Annotated in this window: 21 protein-coding genes; 12 read left to right on the top strand and 9 right to left on the bottom strand. The window is 72.0% G+C overall.

Annotated elements, in window-relative coordinates; translation table 11 throughout:
* Window positions 1–69: 69 nt before the first annotated feature.
* The 8 genes from ACWFR1_RS07590 (at window position 70) to ACWFR1_RS07555 (ending at window position 7,113) form a co-directional block, all read left to right on the top strand.
* Window positions 70–690 (top strand): TetR/AcrR family transcriptional regulator, encoded by a 621-nt coding sequence (locus ACWFR1_RS07590; protein WP_453547596.1) that lies wholly within the window; start codon window positions 70–72, stop codon window positions 688–690.
* Window positions 691–853: 163 nt separating this feature from the next.
* Entirely contained in the window at window positions 854–1,156 is a 303-nt protein-coding gene (locus ACWFR1_RS07585; RefSeq protein WP_453547594.1) for an urease subunit gamma, read from the top strand.
* A gap of 12 nt (window positions 1,157–1,168) precedes the next feature.
* Entirely contained in the window at window positions 1,169–1,519 is a 351-nt protein-coding gene (locus ACWFR1_RS07580) for an urease subunit beta (protein ID WP_453547592.1), read from the top strand.
* Window positions 1,512–3,233 (top strand): urease subunit alpha, encoded by a 1,722-nt coding sequence (locus tag ACWFR1_RS07575; RefSeq protein ID WP_453547590.1) that lies wholly within the window; start codon window positions 1,512–1,514, stop codon window positions 3,231–3,233. The genes ACWFR1_RS07580 and ACWFR1_RS07575 overlap by 8 nt, the downstream gene beginning before the upstream one ends.
* Before the next feature lie 13 nt (window positions 3,234–3,246).
* Window positions 3,247–3,909, top strand: coding sequence for an urease accessory protein UreF (locus tag ACWFR1_RS07570; RefSeq protein ID WP_453547588.1), 663 nt, complete (start codon window positions 3,247–3,249; stop codon window positions 3,907–3,909).
* A gap of 19 nt (window positions 3,910–3,928) precedes the next feature.
* Window positions 3,929–4,624 (top strand): urease accessory protein UreG, encoded by a 696-nt coding sequence (gene ureG / locus ACWFR1_RS07565; RefSeq protein ID WP_453547586.1) that lies wholly within the window; start codon window positions 3,929–3,931, stop codon window positions 4,622–4,624.
* Complete coding sequence (locus tag ACWFR1_RS07560; RefSeq protein WP_453547583.1) at window positions 4,621–5,364, top strand: urease accessory protein UreD; 744 nt, start codon at window positions 4,621–4,623, stop codon at window positions 5,362–5,364. The genes ureG and ACWFR1_RS07560 overlap by 4 nt, the downstream gene beginning before the upstream one ends.
* Before the next feature lie 183 nt (window positions 5,365–5,547).
* Window positions 5,548–7,113 (top strand): alpha/beta hydrolase, encoded by a 1,566-nt coding sequence (locus tag ACWFR1_RS07555; protein ID WP_453547624.1) that lies wholly within the window; start codon window positions 5,548–5,550, stop codon window positions 7,111–7,113.
* A 63-nt stretch (window positions 7,114–7,176) separates the two neighbouring features.
* Here the strand turns inward: ACWFR1_RS07555 and ACWFR1_RS07550 are convergent, their stop codons facing one another.
* Both ACWFR1_RS07550 and ACWFR1_RS07545 read right to left on the bottom strand, forming a co-directional pair.
* Window positions 7,177–8,211 (bottom strand): NAD-dependent epimerase/dehydratase family protein, encoded by a 1,035-nt coding sequence (locus tag ACWFR1_RS07550; protein ID WP_453547581.1) that lies wholly within the window; start codon window positions 8,209–8,211, stop codon window positions 7,177–7,179.
* Window positions 8,212–8,275: 64 nt separating this feature from the next.
* Window positions 8,276–8,995, bottom strand: coding sequence for a lysophospholipid acyltransferase family protein (locus ACWFR1_RS07545; RefSeq protein WP_024755725.1), 720 nt, complete (start codon window positions 8,993–8,995; stop codon window positions 8,276–8,278).
* A 79-nt stretch (window positions 8,996–9,074) separates the two neighbouring features.
* Here ACWFR1_RS07545 and ACWFR1_RS07540 point away from each other — a divergent pair, with 79 nt between their 5' ends.
* On the top strand, window positions 9,075–10,082 hold the full coding sequence (locus tag ACWFR1_RS07540; protein WP_453547578.1) for a DUF3048 domain-containing protein: 1,008 nt from the start codon (window positions 9,075–9,077) through the stop codon (window positions 10,080–10,082).
* Window positions 10,083–10,161: 79 nt separating this feature from the next.
* On the top strand, window positions 10,162–10,512 hold the full coding sequence (locus tag ACWFR1_RS07535) for a PRC-barrel domain containing protein (protein ID WP_453547576.1): 351 nt from the start codon (window positions 10,162–10,164) through the stop codon (window positions 10,510–10,512).
* Window positions 10,513–10,556: 44 nt separating this feature from the next.
* Here ACWFR1_RS07535 and ACWFR1_RS07530 read toward each other — a convergent pair whose 3' ends face one another.
* The 5 genes from ACWFR1_RS07530 to ACWFR1_RS07510 all read right to left on the bottom strand — a co-directional run bounded on the left by ACWFR1_RS07530 (window position 10,557) and on the right by ACWFR1_RS07510 (window position 15,122).
* Complete coding sequence (locus tag ACWFR1_RS07530; RefSeq protein ID WP_453547627.1) at window positions 10,557–10,775, bottom strand: hypothetical protein; 219 nt, start codon at window positions 10,773–10,775, stop codon at window positions 10,557–10,559.
* A 113-nt stretch (window positions 10,776–10,888) separates the two neighbouring features.
* Window positions 10,889–11,839 carry a cytochrome c oxidase assembly protein gene (locus ACWFR1_RS07525; RefSeq protein WP_453547574.1) on the bottom strand — a complete coding sequence of 317 codons (951 nt, stop codon included), beginning with the start codon at window positions 11,837–11,839 and terminating at the stop codon, window positions 10,889–10,891.
* 103 nt (window positions 11,840–11,942) lie between these two features.
* A complete protein-coding gene (locus ACWFR1_RS07520) occupies window positions 11,943–12,968 on the bottom strand; it encodes a 6-phosphofructokinase (protein WP_453547572.1) in 1,026 nt (341 codons plus the stop codon).
* Between the two features lie 158 nt (window positions 12,969–13,126).
* Window positions 13,127–13,855: a type 1 glutamine amidotransferase gene (locus ACWFR1_RS07515; protein ID WP_453547570.1), complete on the bottom strand. Its 729-nt coding sequence runs from the start codon at window positions 13,853–13,855 to the stop codon at window positions 13,127–13,129.
* A 19-nt stretch (window positions 13,856–13,874) separates the two neighbouring features.
* Window positions 13,875–15,122, bottom strand: coding sequence for a MurT ligase domain-containing protein (locus tag ACWFR1_RS07510; RefSeq protein WP_453547567.1), 1,248 nt, complete (start codon window positions 15,120–15,122; stop codon window positions 13,875–13,877).
* 126 nt (window positions 15,123–15,248) lie between these two features.
* Here ACWFR1_RS07510 and def point away from each other — a divergent pair, with 126 nt between their 5' ends.
* Window positions 15,249–15,809 carry a peptide deformylase gene (gene def, locus ACWFR1_RS07505; RefSeq protein ID WP_453547565.1) on the top strand — a complete coding sequence of 187 codons (561 nt, stop codon included), beginning with the start codon at window positions 15,249–15,251 and terminating at the stop codon, window positions 15,807–15,809.
* An 85-nt stretch (window positions 15,810–15,894) separates the two neighbouring features.
* On the opposite strand, the gene ACWFR1_RS07500 is transcribed toward def, so the two are convergent.
* Complete coding sequence (locus ACWFR1_RS07500; RefSeq protein WP_453547563.1) at window positions 15,895–16,542, bottom strand: TetR family transcriptional regulator; 648 nt, start codon at window positions 16,540–16,542, stop codon at window positions 15,895–15,897.
* 164 nt (window positions 16,543–16,706) lie between these two features.
* Between ACWFR1_RS07500 and ACWFR1_RS07495 the strand changes: the two genes are divergently transcribed.
* Window positions 16,707–17,924, top strand: a complete 1,218-nt coding sequence (locus tag ACWFR1_RS07495; RefSeq protein WP_453547561.1) for an acyl-CoA dehydrogenase family protein — start codon at window positions 16,707–16,709, stop codon at window positions 17,922–17,924.
* Between the two features lie 45 nt (window positions 17,925–17,969).
* Here ACWFR1_RS07495 and ACWFR1_RS07490 read toward each other — a convergent pair whose 3' ends face one another.
* On the bottom strand, window positions 17,970–18,437 hold the full coding sequence (locus tag ACWFR1_RS07490; protein ID WP_453547558.1) for a VOC family protein: 468 nt from the start codon (window positions 18,435–18,437) through the stop codon (window positions 17,970–17,972).
* Window positions 18,438–18,459 lie beyond the last annotated feature (22 nt).

Below are 18,459 nucleotides of genomic sequence, written 5' to 3'. Positions count from 1 at the left end.
CCCCCTCCACTGAGGAGGGGGACCCCGGCTGTCTTCGTCCGTCCCGTCCATTCGTTTTAGGTTCGACCCATGGCTCGTGTCTCCCAGGAACACCTCGACGCCCGGCGGCGGCAGATCCTCGACGGCGCGGCGCGCTGCTTCGCCCGCAACGGCTTCCACGCGACCTCGATGCAGGACGTACTGACCGAGGTGGGTCTCTCGGCCGGCGCGGTCTACCGGTACTTCCGCGGCAAGGACGAACTCATCGGGGCCATCGCCACCGAGGCCTTCGCCGGCATCCGGAGCGCGTTCGAGGAGGCGTCCAGGGCCACCCCGCCCCCCACCCCCGACGTCCTGCTCGGGGCGGTGCTCCGGCTCTTCCTCGAAGAGCGGATCGAGGGCGCCGACCGGCAGGCCTTCGCGCGCCTGATCATCCAGGTGTGGACGGAGACCCTGCGGAACGAGGAGCTGGCGAAGACCCTCGCGGAGGGCTACCACGGGATGCGTGTCGCGTGGACGGAGCTGGTCACGGCCTACCGCGAGAGCGGACTGCTGCACGCCGACGTCCCCGCCGACCACGTGGCCAGGACCCTCATCGCCGTCGCCCGGGGCTTCATCGCCCAGCAGGCCCTCTTCGGGGACGTCGCCGTCGACATCCTGGAGGACGGGCTCCGGGGGTTGATGTCCATGACCGTCGATCCGATCGGATGATCATGGAAACGCAAAGCCGGAGTTAACGCGCCGGAAAAACTTCCGCCCTAACGTGCAATGTCTGGCCGCGTGCCGCTTCTCCGCAGCTCAACAAGGTGTTGACGCTGGGTAGGGTCCGCAGCTGTCCGGGTCCCGTCCCGGTCGACGACTGTGAGGTGGAAGAGTGCAACTGAGCCCGCACGAACAGGAACGCCTGCTCATTCACGTCGCCGCCGATGTGGCGGAGAAGCGCCGGGCGCGGGGTGTGAGGCTCAATCACCCCGAGGCCGTCGCCCTGCTCACCTCCCACATCCTGGAAGGTGCCCGGGACGGCCGTACGGTCGCGGAGCTCATGGCCTCCGGCCGCAAGGTGCTCTCCCGCGCGGACGTCATGGAGGGCATCCCCGAGATGATCCACGACGTCCAGGTCGAGGCCACCTTCCCGGACGGAACCAAGCTCGTCACCGTCCACGACCCCATCATCTGAGGGGGCGAGCCGATGATCCCCGGAGAGATCCTGTACGCGGACGAGCCCGTCGCCCTCAACGAGGGCCGCCCCGTCACCCGCGTGACCGTGCTCAACGCCGCCGACCGGCCCGTCCAGGTCGGCTCCCACTACCACTTCGCCGAGGTGAACCCCGGCCTGGAGTTCGACCGGGCCGCCGCGCGCGGGCAGCGCCTCCACATCGCCGCGGGGACCGCCGTCCGCTTCGAGCCCGGCATCCCCGTCGAGGTCGAACTCGTCCCGCTCACGGGCCGCCGGATCGTCCCCGGCCTGCGCGGCGAGACCGCGGGGCCCCTCGACGTCTCCACCGAAGCCACCGGTCCGAACGGAGGCCTCCGTGCCTGACCTGCACCGCGCCGTCTACGCCGACCTGTTCGGCCCCACGACCGGCGACCGCGTCCGGCTCGCCGACACCGACCTCCTCGTCGAGATCGAGGAGGACCGCAGCGGCGGCCCCGGCCGCGCCGGTGACGAGGCCGTCTTCGGCGGCGGCAAGGTCGTCCGCGAGTCCATGGGCCAGTCCCGCACCACCCGCGCCGAAGGCGCCCCCGACACCGTGATCACCGGAGCCGTGATCATCGACCACTGGGGCATCGTCAAGGCCGACATCGGCATCCGGGACGGCCGGATCACCGGCATCGGCAAGGCCGGCAACCCCGACACCATGGACGGTGTCCACCCCGACCTCGTGATCGGTCCCGAGACCGAGATCATCGTCGGCAACGGCCGGATCGTCACGGCCGGCGCCGTCGACACCCACGTCCACTTCATCTCCCCGACCGTCGTCGAGCAGGCGCTCGCCACCGGCGTCACCACGCTCGTCGGCGGCGGCACCGGACCGGCCGAGGGCACCAAGGCCACCACCGTCACGCCCGGCCCCTGGCACCTGGCCCGGATGTTCGAGGCGCTCGACACCTTCCCCGTCAACATCGGTCTCCTCGGCAAGGGCAACACCATGTCCCGGGAGGCCATGCACTCCCAGCTCAGGGGCGGCGCCCTCGGGTTCAAGATCCACGAGGACTGGGGCGCGACCCCTGCCGTCATCGACGCCTGTCTCGGCGTCTGCGAGGAGACGGGCGCCCAACTCGCCATCCACACGGACACCTTGAACGAAGCAGGCTTCGTCGACGACACCCTCGCCGCCATCGCGGGCCGGACCGTTCACGCGTACCACACGGAGGGCGCAGGCGGCGGGCACGCTCCCGACATCATCACGGTCGTCTCGGAGCCGTACATCCTGCCCAGCTCCACCAACCCGACCCGCCCGCACACCGTCAACACCATCGACGAACACCTCGACATGCTGATGGTCTGCCACCACCTCAACCCGGCCGTCCCCGAGGACCTCGCCTTCGCCGAATCCCGCATCCGGCCCTCCACGATCGCCGCCGAGGACGTCCTCCACGACCTGGGCGCCATCTCGATCATCTCCTCCGACGCCCAGGCCATGGGCCGCGTCGGCGAGGTGATCATGCGGACCTGGCAGACCGCCCACGTGATGAAGAAGCGGCGCGGCGCCCTGCCCGGCGACGGCCGCGCCGACAACCACCGGGCCCGCCGCTACGTCGCCAAGTACACGATCAACCCGGCCGTCGCCCAGGGCATGGACCACCTCATCGGCTCCGTCGAGACGGGCAAGCTCGCCGACCTCGTCCTCTGGGAACCCGCCTTCTTCGGCGTCAAGCCGCTCTCCGTCATCAAGGGGGGTCAGATCGCCTACGCGCAGATGGGCGACGCCAACGCCTCCATCCCCACCCCGCAACCCGTCCTGCCCCGCCCGATGTTCGGCGCGCTCGGCCGGGCGGCGGCGGCCGGCTCCGTCAACTTCACCGCCCGGGCGGCGATCGAGGACGACCTGCCCCAGCGGCTGGGTCTGCACAAGGAGTTCGTCGCGATCGGCGACACCCGGCGGGTCACCAAGGCGGACATGCGGGAGAACGACGCACTGCCCCGGGTCGAGGTCGACGCCGACACCTTCTCGGTGACCATCGGCGGAGATCCGGTCGAGCCGGCACCCGCCGCCGAACTGCCCATGGCTCAGCGCTACTTCCTCTTCTGAGGGCGCGGAAACGATGGCACGCTCCGCACTCCTCGTGCTCGCCGACGGCCGCTTCCCCGCCGGCGGGCACGCCCACTCCGGCGGCGCCGAGGCCGCGGTCAAGGCCGGCCGCATCAAGGACGCCGCCGATCTGGAGGCCTTCTGCCGGGGCCGGCTTCACACCACCGGCCTCACCTCGGCGGGCCTCGCCGCGGCCGCCGCCCACGGCCTCGACCCGTACGAGCTCGACGCGGCCGCCGACGCCCGTACGCCCTCACCCGCCCTGCGCGCCGCCGCCCGCAGGCTCGGCCGCCAGCTGCTGCGGGCCGCCCGCGCCGCCTGGCCGAGCCCCGAACTCGCCGCGCTCGCGACGGCCTTCCCGCGCGGCGCCCATCAGCCCGTCGTCCTCGGCGTCACCGCCCGGGCCGCCGGACTCGGCCCCGAGGACGCCGCCCACTGCGTCGCGTACGAGACGGTCGGCGGCCCCGCCACCGCCGCCGTACGCCTCCTCAGCCTCGACCCCTACCAGGCGACCGCCGTCCTCGCCCGCCTCGCGCCCGACATGGACCAGGTCGTCGAACGCGCCACGGCCGCCGCACGCCAGGGCGTCGCGGCCCTGCCCGCCGCCTCCGCGCCGCTGCTCGACCTCACCGCCGAACAGCACGCGACCTGGCCCGTCCGTCTCTTCGCCTCGTAACCGCTCCGACAGGAGAGCCATGCACCTCGACCACGGCCACACCCACCACGGAGCCGTCTCCGCCGACGCCCACCGCCCCGACGGCACCCGCCGCGCCCTGCGCATCGGCCTCGGCGGACCGGTCGGCTCCGGTAAGACCGCCACCGTCGCCGCGCTCTGCCGGGTCCTGCGGGACACCCTCTCGATCGCCGTCGTCACCAACGACATCTACACCCGCGAGGACGCCGAGTTCCTCCTCCGCAACGCCGTCCTGCCGCCCGAGCGCATCCAGGCCGTCGAGACCGGCGCCTGCCCGCACACCGCCATCCGCGACGACATCTCCGCCAACCTCGAAGCCGTCGAGGAGCTGGAGGAGACGGTCGGCCCGCTCGACCTCATCCTGGTCGAGTCCGGCGGCGACAACCTCACCGCCACCTTCTCCAAGGGGCTCGTCGACGCCCAGATCTTCGTCATCGACGTCGCCGGCGGCGACGACATCCCCCGCAAGGGCGGCCCCGGCGTCACCACCGCCGACCTCCTCGTCGTCAACAAGACCGACCTCGCCCCCCATGTGGGCTCCGACCTGGAACGGATGGCCCGCGACGCGAAGGAGCAGCGCGGCGAGCTGCCCGTCGCCTTCACCTCCCTCCGCGCCGAGAACGGCGTCGGGCCCGTCGCCGACTGGGTCCGCGCCCAGCTCGGCGCCTGGACCGCGGCCGGGACGCGGACCGCGTGAGCCTGCGCGCCACCGCACGGATCGCGGCCGCGGCCGACGGCGGGCTGCCGCTCCTGGAGAGCGACGGCCCCCTCGCCCTGCGCCGCACCAGGGCCGTCGACGGCTGGACCCGGGTCACCGTCGTCGGGGCGATGAGCGCCCCGCTCGGCGGTGACCGGCTCGCGATCGAGACCGAGGTACGCGACGGGGCCCGTCTCCTCGTCGACTCGGCCGCCGCCACGCTCGCCCTGCCGGGCCGGAGCGCCGAGCCCGCCACGTACGACCTCCGGATCGACGTGGGGGAGGAGGCGGTCCTGCGCTGGCTGCCCGAGCAGCTCGTCTCCGCCCAGGGCTCCGACCTGCGGATGCGCACCACCGTCGACCTCGCCGCCACGGCACGGCTCGTCCTGCGCGAGGAGCAGGTCCTCGGCAGGCACGGCGAAGCACCCGGCACCCTCGTCACCCGCCTGACCGTCCGTCGCGCCGGACGGCCCCTCCTCGACCAGGAGCTGGCGTACGGACCGGGGGCCCCCGGCGGCTGGGACGGCGGCGCGGTCCTCGGCGGCCACCGGGCGACCGGCCAACTCCTCGTCGTCGACCCCGACCTGACCGACAAACCGGTAGAAACGCGACTCCTCGGAGAGGGTGCCGTGATCGCCCCGCTCGCCGGCCCCGCGGCCCTCGTCACCGCCGTCGCCCCCGACGCCCTCGCACTGCGGCGCCTCCTCGACGCGGCCCTGGCCGAACTCGCCCCGCTCTGAGGCGGGTCCGGGACGTCACCGCTCAGCGGTACACCGTTCACCGGTTATTGGTTCGGCAAAGAAACGCGTGTTCGCCCTTACTTCGGGAGTCTCCGGGGGGACAAGATCGACCGGACAACCCGACACCCGGGGCTGCCACGGGGGCAGCGCCCACTCTGGGGGAGACACGTGAGACGTACGGCAATGCTCGGCTCGGCCGGCACCCTGATAGCGGGCACCCTCGTCGTGGGCGCGCTCGCGGCCCCGGCGGCCAACGCCGACAGCGTCCGGCACCTGCGCGACGCGGAATCGATCGGCGTCGCCGTCGCCGCGGCCCGGGCCGCCCAGACGGGCATCGACTGGCAGGACTGCCAGGCCGACTGGGGCCTGGAGAAGCCGATCCAGTGCGGCTGGGTCACCGTCCCGGTCGACTACGCCAAGCCCGACGGCAAGAAGATCAAGATCGCGGTCGACCGCGTCAGGTCCACCGGCACCCCGGCCGAGCGCCAGGGCGCCCTGCTCTACAACCCCGGCGGCCCCGGCGGCTCCGGCCTCCGCTTCCCCCGCCGCGTCACCACCAAGAACGCGATCTGGGCGAACACCGCCAAGGCCTACGACTTCGTCGGCTTCGACCCCCGAGGCGTGGGCAAGTCCGCCCCCATCTCCTGCGTCGACCCGACCGAGTTCGTCAAGGGACCCAAGCTCGACCCGGTTCCCGACACCGAGGCCGACAAGCAGGCGCAGCGCAAGCTCGCCGCCGAGTACGCCAAGGGCTGCGCCGAGAAGAGCGGCGACATGCTGCCCTTCATGACCACGCCCAACACCGCGCGCGACCTCGACGTCGTCCGCGCCGCGCTCGGCGAGAAGAAGCTGAACTTCGTCGGCGTCTCGTACGGCACGTACCTCGGCGCGGTCTACGGCACCCTGTTCCCGACGCACGTCCGCCGCATGGTCGTGGACAGCGTTGTCAACCCGTCGAAGCGCTCGATCTGGTACGGCGCCAACCTCGGCCAGGACATCGCCTTCGAGGGCCGGCTCACGGACTGGATGACCTGGGTCGCCCAGAACGACGCCACCTACCACCTCGGCGACACCCTGCCGGAGGTCCGGCAGCAGTGGGAGACCCTGCGCGCCGCCGCCAAGAAGGAGCCCCTGGGCGGCAAGGCCGGACCGGCCGAGCTCATCGGCTTCTTCCAGAACGCCCCGTACTACGACTCCATGTGGGCCCCGGTCGCCGAGGCCTGGAGCGCGTACGCCGCGGGTGACCCGCAGCCGCTGATCGAGTCGGCCGCCGCGGACCTCACGGACACCGCCGGCAACATCGCCTCGGAGAACGGCAACGCCGTCTACACCGCGGTCGAGTGCGCCGACGCGCCGTGGCCGACCAGCTGGAAGAAGTGGGACCGGGACAACTCCCGCCTCCACGAGCGGTACCCGTTCATGACCTGGGCCAACGCGTGGATGAACCTGCCCTGCGCGACCTGGTCCGCCCCGCGCCAGCGCCCGACCGACGTGAAGACGAACAAGGGCCTGCCGCCCGTGCTCATCGTCCAGTCCGAGCGCGACGCCGCCACGCCGTACGCCGGCGCGGTCGAACTGCACAAGCGCTTCAAGGACTCGCGCCTGATCACGGAGAAGGGCGCCGGCTCGCACGGCGTCACCGGCCTGCTCAACCCGTGCGTCAACAGCAAGGTCGAGGCCTACCTGCTGACCGGCAAGCTGGACGCCACGGACCAGACGTGCGCACCGCACGCCACCCCGAAGCCGTAACAGCCCGCGCGAAGCGATGAGAAGAGGGGCGGCCGTCCGACGGCCGCCCCTCTTCCCCGTCCGTCAGCTCCGGGCCTTCAGCCAGGCGTCCTCCGCCGCGTAGTCGAACAGGTCCACGCCGTACTTCGCGAGCCCCGTGAAGGCCTCCCGCCACTCCCGGTCGCCCAGGTGCCCCGTCAGCCACTCCACCGTCTCCGGCAGCGTCTCGGCGTACGACACCACCGGCCGGTACCCCAACTCCCGCTCGGCCGCCGACATGTCGTAGACGATCGGATGCGGCCCGCTCCACGGAGTGGCCCCCACCGTGCCGTCCGGCTCCCCGTCCAACAGCACCGTCTCCATCGTCACCCCCATCACCGCGTCGATCGCCGCCCCGATCTCCGCCACCGTCGGCGCCTCCGGGTCGCCGCCGTTGAGCACCCGGCTGCCAGGCTTCGCCGCCGCGAGCCGGACGAGCTCCCCGAGGTTGTCGACGTGGACCGGATGGAACCGCGAGGCGCCGCCGTACGCGAGGACGCGCACCGGCCGCCCGTCGAGCACCCGCTTCACGAACCACAGCTCGCGCGGACCCGGGCTGTACGGACCGTGGATCGCGCCCGCGCGCAGCAGCGTCGTCGGCAGCGCGTCGCCCGCCGCCAGCAGCTCCCGCTCCAGGGCGATCTTCCGCGTGCCGTACGTCGTGTCGCCGGGCGCGACCGTCGGCCACTCCTCCGGCGTCGGCACCGGGAAGGCGGGGAAGCCGTCCGGCCGGTCCTGCGTGTCGAAGCTGCGGCCCCGCGCGTCCTCGTAGACGGCGCCGCTCGACACCACCACCGCCGAACCGATCCGGTCGGCGAGACCGGTCAGCTGCCTGCCGTGCGCGGCGTCGTACGCGACGATGTCGACCAGCACGTCACAGCCGTCGCCGAGCCCCGCGGCGAGCGCCCCCTCCTCGGTCCGGTCGAGCCGCACCGAGCGGACCTCGTCCGGCCACCTCGCGTCCCTGACACCGCCCCGCGAGGCGGCCGTCACCTCCCAGCCGTCCGCGACGAGCGCCCGCACGGCCGCCCGTCCCACCTGTCCCGACCCACCCAGTACGAACGCGTGTCCCTTGGTCATGATCGCGACGCTACGCGTGCCGGAAGCACCGGCCCAGGGGATTGCGCCGTGCGCGGATCCGCCGTCAGCGTTCCCGGCGGCGGAACTTTCGCGCGGGGACGTCGTTCCCCGCCTCCGCCGCCTTCACCACGGCCGCGTACTCGTCCACGTACTCCTGCCCGGACAGCCGCAGGATCTCGTACATGATCTCGTCGGTCACCGCGCGGACCACCGCCCGCTCGCCCGCCGACCCCGCGAAACGGGAGAAGTCCAGCGGCGCCCCGAAACGGATCGTGACCCGGCGGATCCGCGGCACGACCTTCCCCGGCGGCTGGATCTCGAAGGTGCCGACCATCGCACACGGCACCACCGGCACCCCGGCGGTCAGCGCCATCACCGCCACCCCCACCTTGCCTTTGTAGAGCCGCCCGTCGTGCGACCGCGTCCCCTCGGGATAGATGCCCAGCAGCTCGCCCTTGTCCAGGACGCCGAGCCCCTCGCGGATCGCTGCCTGCCCGGCCTCCTTCCCCGACCGGTCCACCGGGATCTGGCCGGCGGCCCGGAAGAAGGCGGCCGTGAGCCGGCCCTTGAGGCCCGGCCCCGTGAAGTACTCCTGTTTCGCGAGGAAGGTGATCCGCCGGTCGAGCACGACCGGCATCAGGAAGTGGTCGGAGAAGGAGAGGTGATTGCCAGCGACGATCGCCGCTCCCTCCGCCGGGACATGCTCAAGGCCCTCGATCCTCGGCCGGAAGAGCAGCCTGAGGAGCGGCCCCAGCAGTACGTGTTTCATCAGGTGGTAGAACACCCGCGACCCCCGTTCGTCGTCCGTCATGCCCGTTGTATCGGCGCGCGGGCCCGTGGTCCACTGGTGGGGGAGCGTCACGATGACGGACGGAAGCGGAACGAGACGTCCCGGCCGTGTCCTCACCGCGCTCCTCTGCGCGCTGACGGCGGCCGGTCTGTACGGCTGCTCCGACCCCGGCCCGCGGGAACCTAGCCCGACCCCCACGCCCGCCACCACGAGCCCCGCACCCACCGGCCGGTCTCCGCTCACAGGACTCCCCGCCCGGCCCGCCCCCGTCCTCGCCGTCAAGATCGACAACGTGGCCGCGGCCCGCCCCCAGACCGGTCTCGGCGCCGCCGACCTCGTCTACGTCGAACAGGTCGAGGGCGGCGTGACCCGGCTCCTCGCCGTGTACTCCTCCGGACTCCCCGAGCTCGCCGGCCCCGTCCGCAGCGCCCGCGAGTCCGACATCACCCTCCTCGCCGCCTTCGGCCGGCCGGTTCTCGCCTACTCGGGCGCGCAGTCCGCCCTGAACCCCCTGCTGGCCGCCGCACCCCTGCACCTCGTCACCGAGACCACCACCCCCGGAGCCTTCCGGCGCTCCCCCGACCGGGCCGCACCGCACAACCTCTACCTTCGCCCGGAACGCGCCCTCGCCACCGACCCGGGCGCCGGGAACGCCCGTGACGTCGGCTTCCGCTTCGGACCCGCCCCGGCCGACGGCGGCACCCGCACCGAGTCCTCGACCGTCCGCTTCCCGGCCGCCCGCTACACCTTCACCTGGTCCGCCGCCGACCGCGCCTGGCGGGTGGCGATGGACGGCCGCGAGACCCGCGCGACGGACACCGGGCCCCTCACCCCCGAGACGGTCGTCGTCCAGCGCGTCACCATCCGCCCGTCCGCCTTCCAGGACCGGTACGGAGCGGTCTCCCCGTACACCGAGACCACCGGCAGCGGCACCGCGCTCGTCCTGCGCGACGGCCGCGCGTACGAGGCCCGCTGGTCCCGGCCCTCGCCGACGGCGGGCACCGCCTTCACCACCCCGGACGGGTCGCCCCTCGCCTTCGCGCCCGGACAGACCTGGATCGTCCTCGCCCCGCGCGGGTAGCGGGCGCGAATCCGGGTAGACGCGAACTCACGCGGACCGCAGGAGGAAGCCGCGGGGGGACGCCGGGAGGAGGCCCGCCATGGGCACCGAGATCTGGGGGTACAGCGAGACCTCCGGCCATGTGCCGGGCACCGCGCTCATCGGCTACAAGGTGGAGGCGAGCGACGGCTCCATCGGCAAGGTGGACGCGCACACGGAGGACGTCGACCGGTCCTACCTCGTCGTCGACACCGGCCCGTGGATCCTCGGCCGCAAGGTGCTGCTCCCCGCGGGGACCGTCGGCCGGATCGACCGCGAGAACGAGACGGTGCACGTCACGTGCACCAAGGAACAGGTCAAGGAGTCCCCCGACTTCGAGAGCGGCCAGGACGACCACGACATCACGTTCATCCGGCTCATCGAGCAGTACTACTCGAACCGCCACATGTAGCGCCCGGAGAGCCGGCTGGGAAGCCGGTAAAGCGCCGCGTCGTGTCAGGGCTGCGTCGCGCCAGGCCTGCCCGGTGGGCGTCGGCGACGCGGAGCGGCGCCCGGCACCGAGCTGTCCGCCGCAGCCATCCCGATCGTGGCCACCACGAGGATCACCAGACCGAACCAGAGCCAGCCGCTGCTGCCGAGCGCCACCGTGTAGGCCGTCGTCAGCACCAGCGCCGCGCCGGTGAGCGCCGCCATCGTCTTCGTGGGACCGGACATCGGTCCGCCTCCTCCCGACCGGGGCCGCGGAAGCCGTCGGGGGCGTCGTGCCCCCTGGTCCCCATCGTGACCCCGGAAGGGGGGCGCGCGCTACTCCCAGGACGCGCCCTTCCTCAGCGGCTCCGGGCCCGGAGCGAGGCCAGGTACGCGTTGTACGCCTCCAGCTCCTTGTCCCCGTTCCGGTCGGCGGCCCGGTCCATGCGGACCGCCTGCCGCTGGTCGGAGTGGTACCACTGGTAGACCAGCGCGATCAGCACGAGCACGGACGGGACCTCGCTGAACGCCCAGGCGATGCCGCCCGCCGCGTTCTGGTCGGCGAGGGCGTCGATCCCCAGCGAGGCGGGCGGGTTCATGTACGTCCCGACCATCGGCTCGCTGGCCATCATCAGCGCGATGCCGAAGAACGCGTGGAACGGCATGCCCGCGAACAGCTCCAGCATCCGCATCACGTACCCCGGCCGGTGCGGACCCGGGTCCACGCCCATGATCGGCCAGAAGAAGACCAGGCCGACCATCAGGAAGTGCACCATCATCCCGAGATGCCCGGGCTTCGAGCCCATCAGGAAGTCGAAGAGCGGCGTGAAGTACAGCGCGTACAGGCTCGCGATGAACATCGGGATCGTGAAGCCCGGGTGCGTGATCACCTTCATGTACCGGCTGTGCAGCAGCTTCAGGAGCAGCTCGCGCGGCCCCGTCGAGCCCCGGCCCGCCACCGGCAGCGCCCGCAGCGCCAGCGTCACCGGCGCGCCGAGCAGCAGCAGGATCGGCGACAGCATGGAGATCACCATGTGCTGCACCATGTGCACGCTGAACATGACCATGCCGTAGTCGTTCAGCTTGGTGCACATCACCAGGGCGATGGACAGGACGCCGACGGTGAAGAACACCGTCCGGCTCACCGGCCACGCGTCTCCGCGCCGCCGCAGCCGCACCACACCCCAGCCGTAGAGACCGAGCCCCGCGAGGCAGCCGACCAGGAAGAAGAGGTCGGGAGAGAACTCCAGGCCCCGCCCCAGCGTGAACGGCGGCAGATCCATGGTCATGCCGTGCCCGCTGTGATCCATCTGAGTACTCCTGGAGCCCGATTCGCGCTTGTTGTCCGCACCAGACTAGAACCGCCCCCGGCCGCGACTGCGACCGGGGGCGGGTGTCACGTCCGGAAGGGGGTCAGAGCACGCACTCGGCCTCGGCGTAGCGGTCCCCGGGGACCGTCTTGAGGGACTCGACGGCCTGCGCCAGCGGCACCATGACGATGTCCGTGCCGCGCAGCGCGGTCAGCATGCCGAACTCGCCGCGGTGTGCCGCCTCCACCGCGTGCCAGCCGAAGCGGGTGGCGAGGACGCGGTCGTACGCGGTCGGGGTGCCGCCGCGCTGGACGTGGCCCAGGATGACCGGTCGGGCCTCCTTGCCGAGGCGCTGCTCCAGTTCCACGGAGAGCTGGTTCGCTATGCCGGTGAACCGCTCGTGGCCGTAGATGTCGGTGCCGGCGGTCTTGAAGTCCATCGAGCCCTCGCGCGGCTTCGCGCCCTCGGCGACGACGACGATCGCGAACCGCTTGCCGGCCTCGAAGCGCGCGCCCACCCGGGCGGTCAGCTCGTCGATGTCGAAGGGGCGCTCGGGGACGACGACGGCGTGCGCGCCGGCGGCCATGCCGGAGTGCAGCGCGATCCAGCCGGTGTGGCGGCCCATGACCTCGACGACGAGGACGCGCTGGTGGGACTCGGCGGTGGTCTTCAGCCGGTCGAGGGCCTCGGTGGCGACGGTGACGGCGGTGTCGAAGCCGAAGGTGACGTCGGTGGAGGCGATGTCGTTGTCGATGGTCTTCGGGACCCCGACGATCGGCAGGCCCGCCTCGGAGAGGAGGTTCGCCGCCTTGAGGGTGCCCTCGCCACCGATCGGGATGATCGCGTCGAGGCCCAGGTCGGCTACGTGGCCGCGGGCGGTCTCGACGCCACCGACCAGGTGCGCGGGCTGGACCCGGGAGGAGCCGAGGATGGTGCCGCCGCGGGCGAGTATGCCGCCCACCGCGTCGAGGTCGAGCTTGCGGTAGTCACACTCCAGCAGGCCCTTCCACCCGTCGTGGAAGCCGATGACCTCGTCACCGTGGTCGACGACGGCGCGGTGTACGACGGAACGGATGACGGCGTTCAGACCGGGGCAGTCTCCGCCGGAGGTGAGCACACCAATGCGCATAGCCCAAAAACCTTTGCAACGTGGGCCGACTCCCGGACCACGTCGTCCGGCTGGATCCCCGCCACCCTATCGGTGCAGGGTGGCGGGGCCGAAACGGATGTCCGCACAGTGGACACCGTACTTTCGTACGAGCCCGTGAGTGTGCGTCAGGGGGCTTGTCAGGCGGGCTGCGTGGCCGACGCGATGCGCTCGGCGCGCAGCGCCTCGTACCACCGGTCGTCGGTCGGCGGCAGGGCGTTCACATCGAGGGCCAGCTTCAGGAGCAGGTCCGCGATCTGCGGGTTCCGCGCCATGACGGGGCCGTGCATGTACGTGCCGAAGACGGTGTCGTTGTACGCGCCCTCGGTGCCGTCGCCGGTGCCGTTGCCGTTGCCGAAGACGGTCCGGGCGAACGGCCGGGCCGTCGGGCCGAGGTGGGTGATGCCCTGGTGGTTCTCGAACCCGGTCAGCTGGGGCAGGCCGAGGCGCGGGTCGATGTCCGCGAGGACGTCGCCGACGCACCGCGCGCCCTCGCCGCGGGTCGAGATCACGTCGATCAGGCCCAGGCCGGCCTCGCGCTCGCCGAGGTCGTTGATGAACTCGTGGCCCAGGATCTGGTAGCCGGCGCAGACCGAGAAGATGATCGCGCCGTTGGACGCGGCCCGGCTGAGGCCGCCGTCCCGCCGCAGCCGCTCGGACGCGAGCCGCTGCGGCCGGTCCTCACCGCCGCCGATCAGGTAGATGTCGCCGGAGGTCGGCACCGGCTGGTCGCTGCGGACGTCGACGCGCTCGACGTGGAGGCCGCGCTGCTCGGCGCGGCGCTGGACGACGAGGACGTTGCCCTGGTCGCCGTAGGTGCTGAGCAGGTCCGGGTAGACCCAGACCAGGCGCAGGCTGCTGTCACTCATGCTGCAAGTCCTCTACGGGTCAGTTGCCGACGCGGCGGCGGACGTCCTGGAAGGCGGTGTAGTTGGCGATCAGCTCGATCTGCCCGGGCGGGGCCATGGTGACGGCCTCGTCGAGCGTCTCGCAGACGCGGAAGTCCACACCCGCGACCTCCAGGCGGACCGCCAGGTCCAGCTTCCGGTCGCCGATCACCATGATCGGGTGGCCCGCGAGCCGCCCGTAGTCCACGTCCCACAGCCAGGAGGTGTCCGTGCCGTCGGCGCCGCGGGCGTTGACGGAGAGGATCACCGGGGTCGGCGGCTGGTCGATGAGCGAGAACGTCTCCAGCCAGCCGGCCGGGTTCTTCGCGAGCAGCAGACGCAGGTCGCGACCCTGGAACGAGACGACGTCGTAACGTCCGGCGACGGCCTGCACCTGGTACATGCGCTCCAGCGCGACCTGCGGCGGCACCCCGAAGACCGCGGCGACCGCGGCGGAGGTCGCGGCGTTCGCCTTGTTGGCGCGGCCGGGCAGCTGGAGGCGGATCGGCCAGGCCGAACCGTGCGGGTCGAGCACGTGGTCGCCGCTGAGCGCCCAGCTCGGTGCGGGGCGGCGGAAGCCGCACTCGCCGCAGAACCAGTCGTCGCCCGGGCGCTGCATCACACCGCCGCAGGCGGGGCACGACCAGGCGTCGTCCTTCCACTCCTGGCCGGCGGCCACCCACACCACGTTGGGGGAGGAGGAGGCGGCCCACACGATGAGCGGGTCGTCGGCGTTGGCGATGACCACGGCCTTGGTGCCGTTGAGGCCCTCGCGCCACTTCTCGGCGAGCATCCGCGTCTCGGCGGCGCGGTCGAGCTGGTCGCGGGAGAGGTTGAGCAGCGCGATCACCTTGGGCGTGGTGTCGCGGGCGACGCCGGCGAGGTACTTCTCGTCGACCTCGATGACGCCGTACTTGGAGTCCGAGCCGCCGGCCAGCGCCGACGTGATGCCCGCGGGCATGTTCGCGCCGAGGGCGTTCGAGACCACGGGGCCGGCGGCGCGGAGCGCCTCGGCGATCAGCCGGGTCGTCGTCGTCTTGCCGTTGGTCGCCGACACCAGGACGACGTCCAGGTGCTGCGCGAGCCGCCCGAGGAGGTCCGGGTCGAGCTTCAGCGCCACCTTGCCGCCGATCACGGATCCGCTGCCGCGACCTGCCGCACGCGACACCGCGGCCGCGGCCTTGCCCGCCGTCACGGCCAGCTTGGCGCGCGGCGAAAGCGGCTCTGGATTACCGGGGTGTCCTGACATCGTTCTTGTTCCTCCTTGCGTCGGTCCGGGCTCAGCCTATCGAGATCCGGCCAGCAGCCCGAACAGCGGCACCGACGTGAGACCGCGGGAAACAGGCTGGTCACGGCGGACCGTACCCTTACGGCCATGCGAAACCGTCCCATCCCCGGCAGTTCCGGCCTGGTCCGAGCGATGACTCTGCTCGGCGAACCCGTACTGCACGCGCCCTGCGTACCCGTCACCGACTTCGGCCCCGAACTGGCCCGGCTCGTCGAGGACATGTTCGCGACGATGTACGCGGCGAACGGCGTGGGCCTGGCGGCGAACCAGGTCGGTGTGGGCCTGCGGGTCTTCGTGTACGACTGCCCCGACGACGAGGACACGCGCCACCTGGGCCATGTGGTGAATCCGACGCTGGTGGAGGCCGACGGCGACGTCGTCCGGGGCCCGGAGGGCTGTCTCTCCCTGCCGGGTCTGGAGGCGCCGACGCCGCGTTTCGACCGCGCCGTCGTGGAGGGCGTCCGGCTGGACGGCACTCCGGTACGGATCGAGGGCACGGGTTTCTTCGCCCGCTGCCTCCAGCACGAGACCGACCACCTGGAGGGCGGGGTCTACGCCGACCATGTGACGGGGTGGCGCAAGTCACGTCTGCTGCGCACCATCCGCAAGCAGCCGTGGGGCGGCGACGCGTCCGTACTGAAGGGCTGAAGCGGTACGGGAGGGCTTCCCGGCCGTTCCTGGAACCGTGCGGCTCCTGCCCTTCGGGCAGACGACGCTACTTTCGAAACACGACCTAGAACCCCGGCCCGCCGGGGAGGTCGTCGGCCATCGCGAGGCGGCCCCAGAGGAGGTCGGCGAGGCTGGTGACCAGGTGGGCGCGGGAGCAGGGGCGTTCGCCGAGCCACCAGTCGCCGGCCGCGTGCATCATGCCGACGATGCCGTGGCCCCAGATGCGGGCCTGGACCTCGGCGGCGGGGCCCAGGTCGACGCGCTCGGCGATGACCTGGCCGAGCTCCTCGCCCATGCGGCGCAGCAGCGGGGCCGAGTGGCGGCCGACGTCGAAGCCCTGCTCGGACTGGTGCGACTCCTCCGCCGGGTGCATGAGGAAGCGGTACACCTGCGGCATGGCCTCGATCGAGGCCAGGTAGGTGTCGAGGGTGGACTCGACGCGGCGGCGCCGGTCGGACGGGGCGTCGAGCGCTGCCCGGAGCGCCGAGAGGAGCGCGTCCGTGTGGCGGATGGCGAGGGCCCGGTAGAGGCCGCCCTTGTCACCGAAGTGCCGGTAGAGGATCGGCTTGGTGATGCCGGCCTCCGCCGCGATGGCGTTCATGGACGCCTTGGGGCCGTCCCGGAGCACCACCCGGTCCGCCGCCTCCAGCAGTTCGCGCCGTCGCTGTTCCGCGGGCTTCTGCTGATCGGTGGTCCGGTGTGTGATGTCCATAAGCGTGTCTCCCCGCCCGTGCGATTCCGTGAAGCTGTCGCAACGTAACACCCGCCCGGCGTCCGGTGCCGGGCGGCCCGAACCGCTCCGCCGCAGGTTGACAGGCCGTACCCGTCGGTAACAGACTGCTGTTACCGCAAGTAACGTACTGCTGGGAGGGAACTATGGCCGAGTTCACGCTCGAACTCAACGACGACCAGAAGCAGGTCCGCGACTGGCTGCACGGTTTCGCCGCCGATGTGATGCGTCCGGCGGCGGCCGAATGGGACGAGCGTGAGGAGACCCCCTGGCCGATCATCCAGGAGGCCGCCAAGCTCGGAATCTACTCCCTCGACTTCTACGCCCAGCAGTTCTTCGACCCGACCGGCCTCGGCGTCCCGATGACCATGGAGGAGCTCTTCTGGGGCGACGCGGGCATCGCCCTCTCCATCGTCGGCACCGGCCTCGCCGCCGTCGGCGTCCTCGCCAATGGCACCGAGGAGCAGATCGGCACCTGGGTCCCGCAGATGTACGGCGACGCGAACGACGTCAAGCTCGCCGCCTTCTGCTCCTCCGAGCCCGACGCCGGCTCCGACGTCGCCGCCATGCGGACCCGGGCCGTGTACGAGGAGGCCAAGGACGAGTGGGTCCTCAACGGCACCAAGACCTGGGCGACCAACGGCGGCATAGCCAACGTGCACGTCGTCGTCGCCGTCGTCGACGCCGAGCTCGGCTCCCGCGGTCACGCCTCCTTCATCGTGCCGCCGAACACCCCCGGCCTCTCGCAGGGGCAGAAGTTCCAGAAGCACGGCATCCGCGCCTCCCACACCGCCGAGGTCGTCCTGGAGGACGTCCGCGTCCCCGGCCACTGCCTCCTCGGCGGCAAGGGCAAGCTCGACGAGCGTCTCGCCCGGGCCCGTGAGAAGGCGAAGGCGGGCGGCGGCCAGAGCGTGAAGAACGCCGCCATGGCGACCTTCGAGGCCTCCCGCCCGGCCGTCGGCGCCATGGCCGTCGGCACCGCCCGCGCCGCGTACGAGGTCGCCCTCGACTACGCGAAGACCCGCGTGCAGTTCGGCCGGCCGATCATCGAGAACCAGGGCGTCGCCTTCCAGCTCGCCGACATGGCCACCCAGATCGACGCGGCCCGGCTCCTCGTCTGGCGCGCCTCCTGGATGGCGACCGCCGGCAAGCCGTTCACGGCGGCCGAGGGTTCCATGTCCAAGCTGTACGCCAGCGAGGTCGCCAAGCAGGTCACCGGCCAGGCCATCCAGATCCTCGGCGGCAACGGCTACACCCGCGAGTACCCGGTGGAGCGGATGCACCGGGACGCGGCCATCTACACCATCTTCGAGGGCACGAGCGAGATCCAGCGCATGGTGATCAGCCGCGCGCTCGCGAAGTAGCGGGCGGCGAGGCGGCGGGGCGGGGTCGCACCGCCCCGCCCCGGCTCACACGAGACAGAACTCGTTGCCCTCCGGGTCCTGGAGCACCACCGCGTAGTAGTCCATGCCGTTCGGCTCGTCCATCGCGTACAGGATCGTGGCGCCCAGGGCCGTCAGGTGGGCGACCTCGCCGTCCACGCGCTCCCGGCGGAGCGCGAGCGGGACGTCGCGGCCGCCGCCGACCTTGAGGTCGAGGTGGACGCGGTTCTTGACGGTCTTGGGCTCCGGGACCTGCTGGAACCAGACGCGGGGGCCCACGCCCTTCGGGTCCACGATGGACTCCGGCAGCTCCCCGGCGTCCTCGCCCAGTTCGTCCTCGGGCACGCCGATCGCCTCCCAGTACTCCCGCCAGGTCGTGTGTCCCGCGGGCGGCGGATCGGGGACGTACCGAAGGGCCTCCAGCCAGAAGGGCACGAGACGCTGGGGGTCGGTGCAGTCGATCGTCAGTTGTAGCGTGAGCTCGGGTCGGTCCATGGAACGAGCCTCGCAGACACCA

Source organism: Streptomyces sp. NPDC055103, from assembly GCF_053607625.1.
This window is presented reverse-complemented; position numbering and strand designations above follow the sequence as displayed.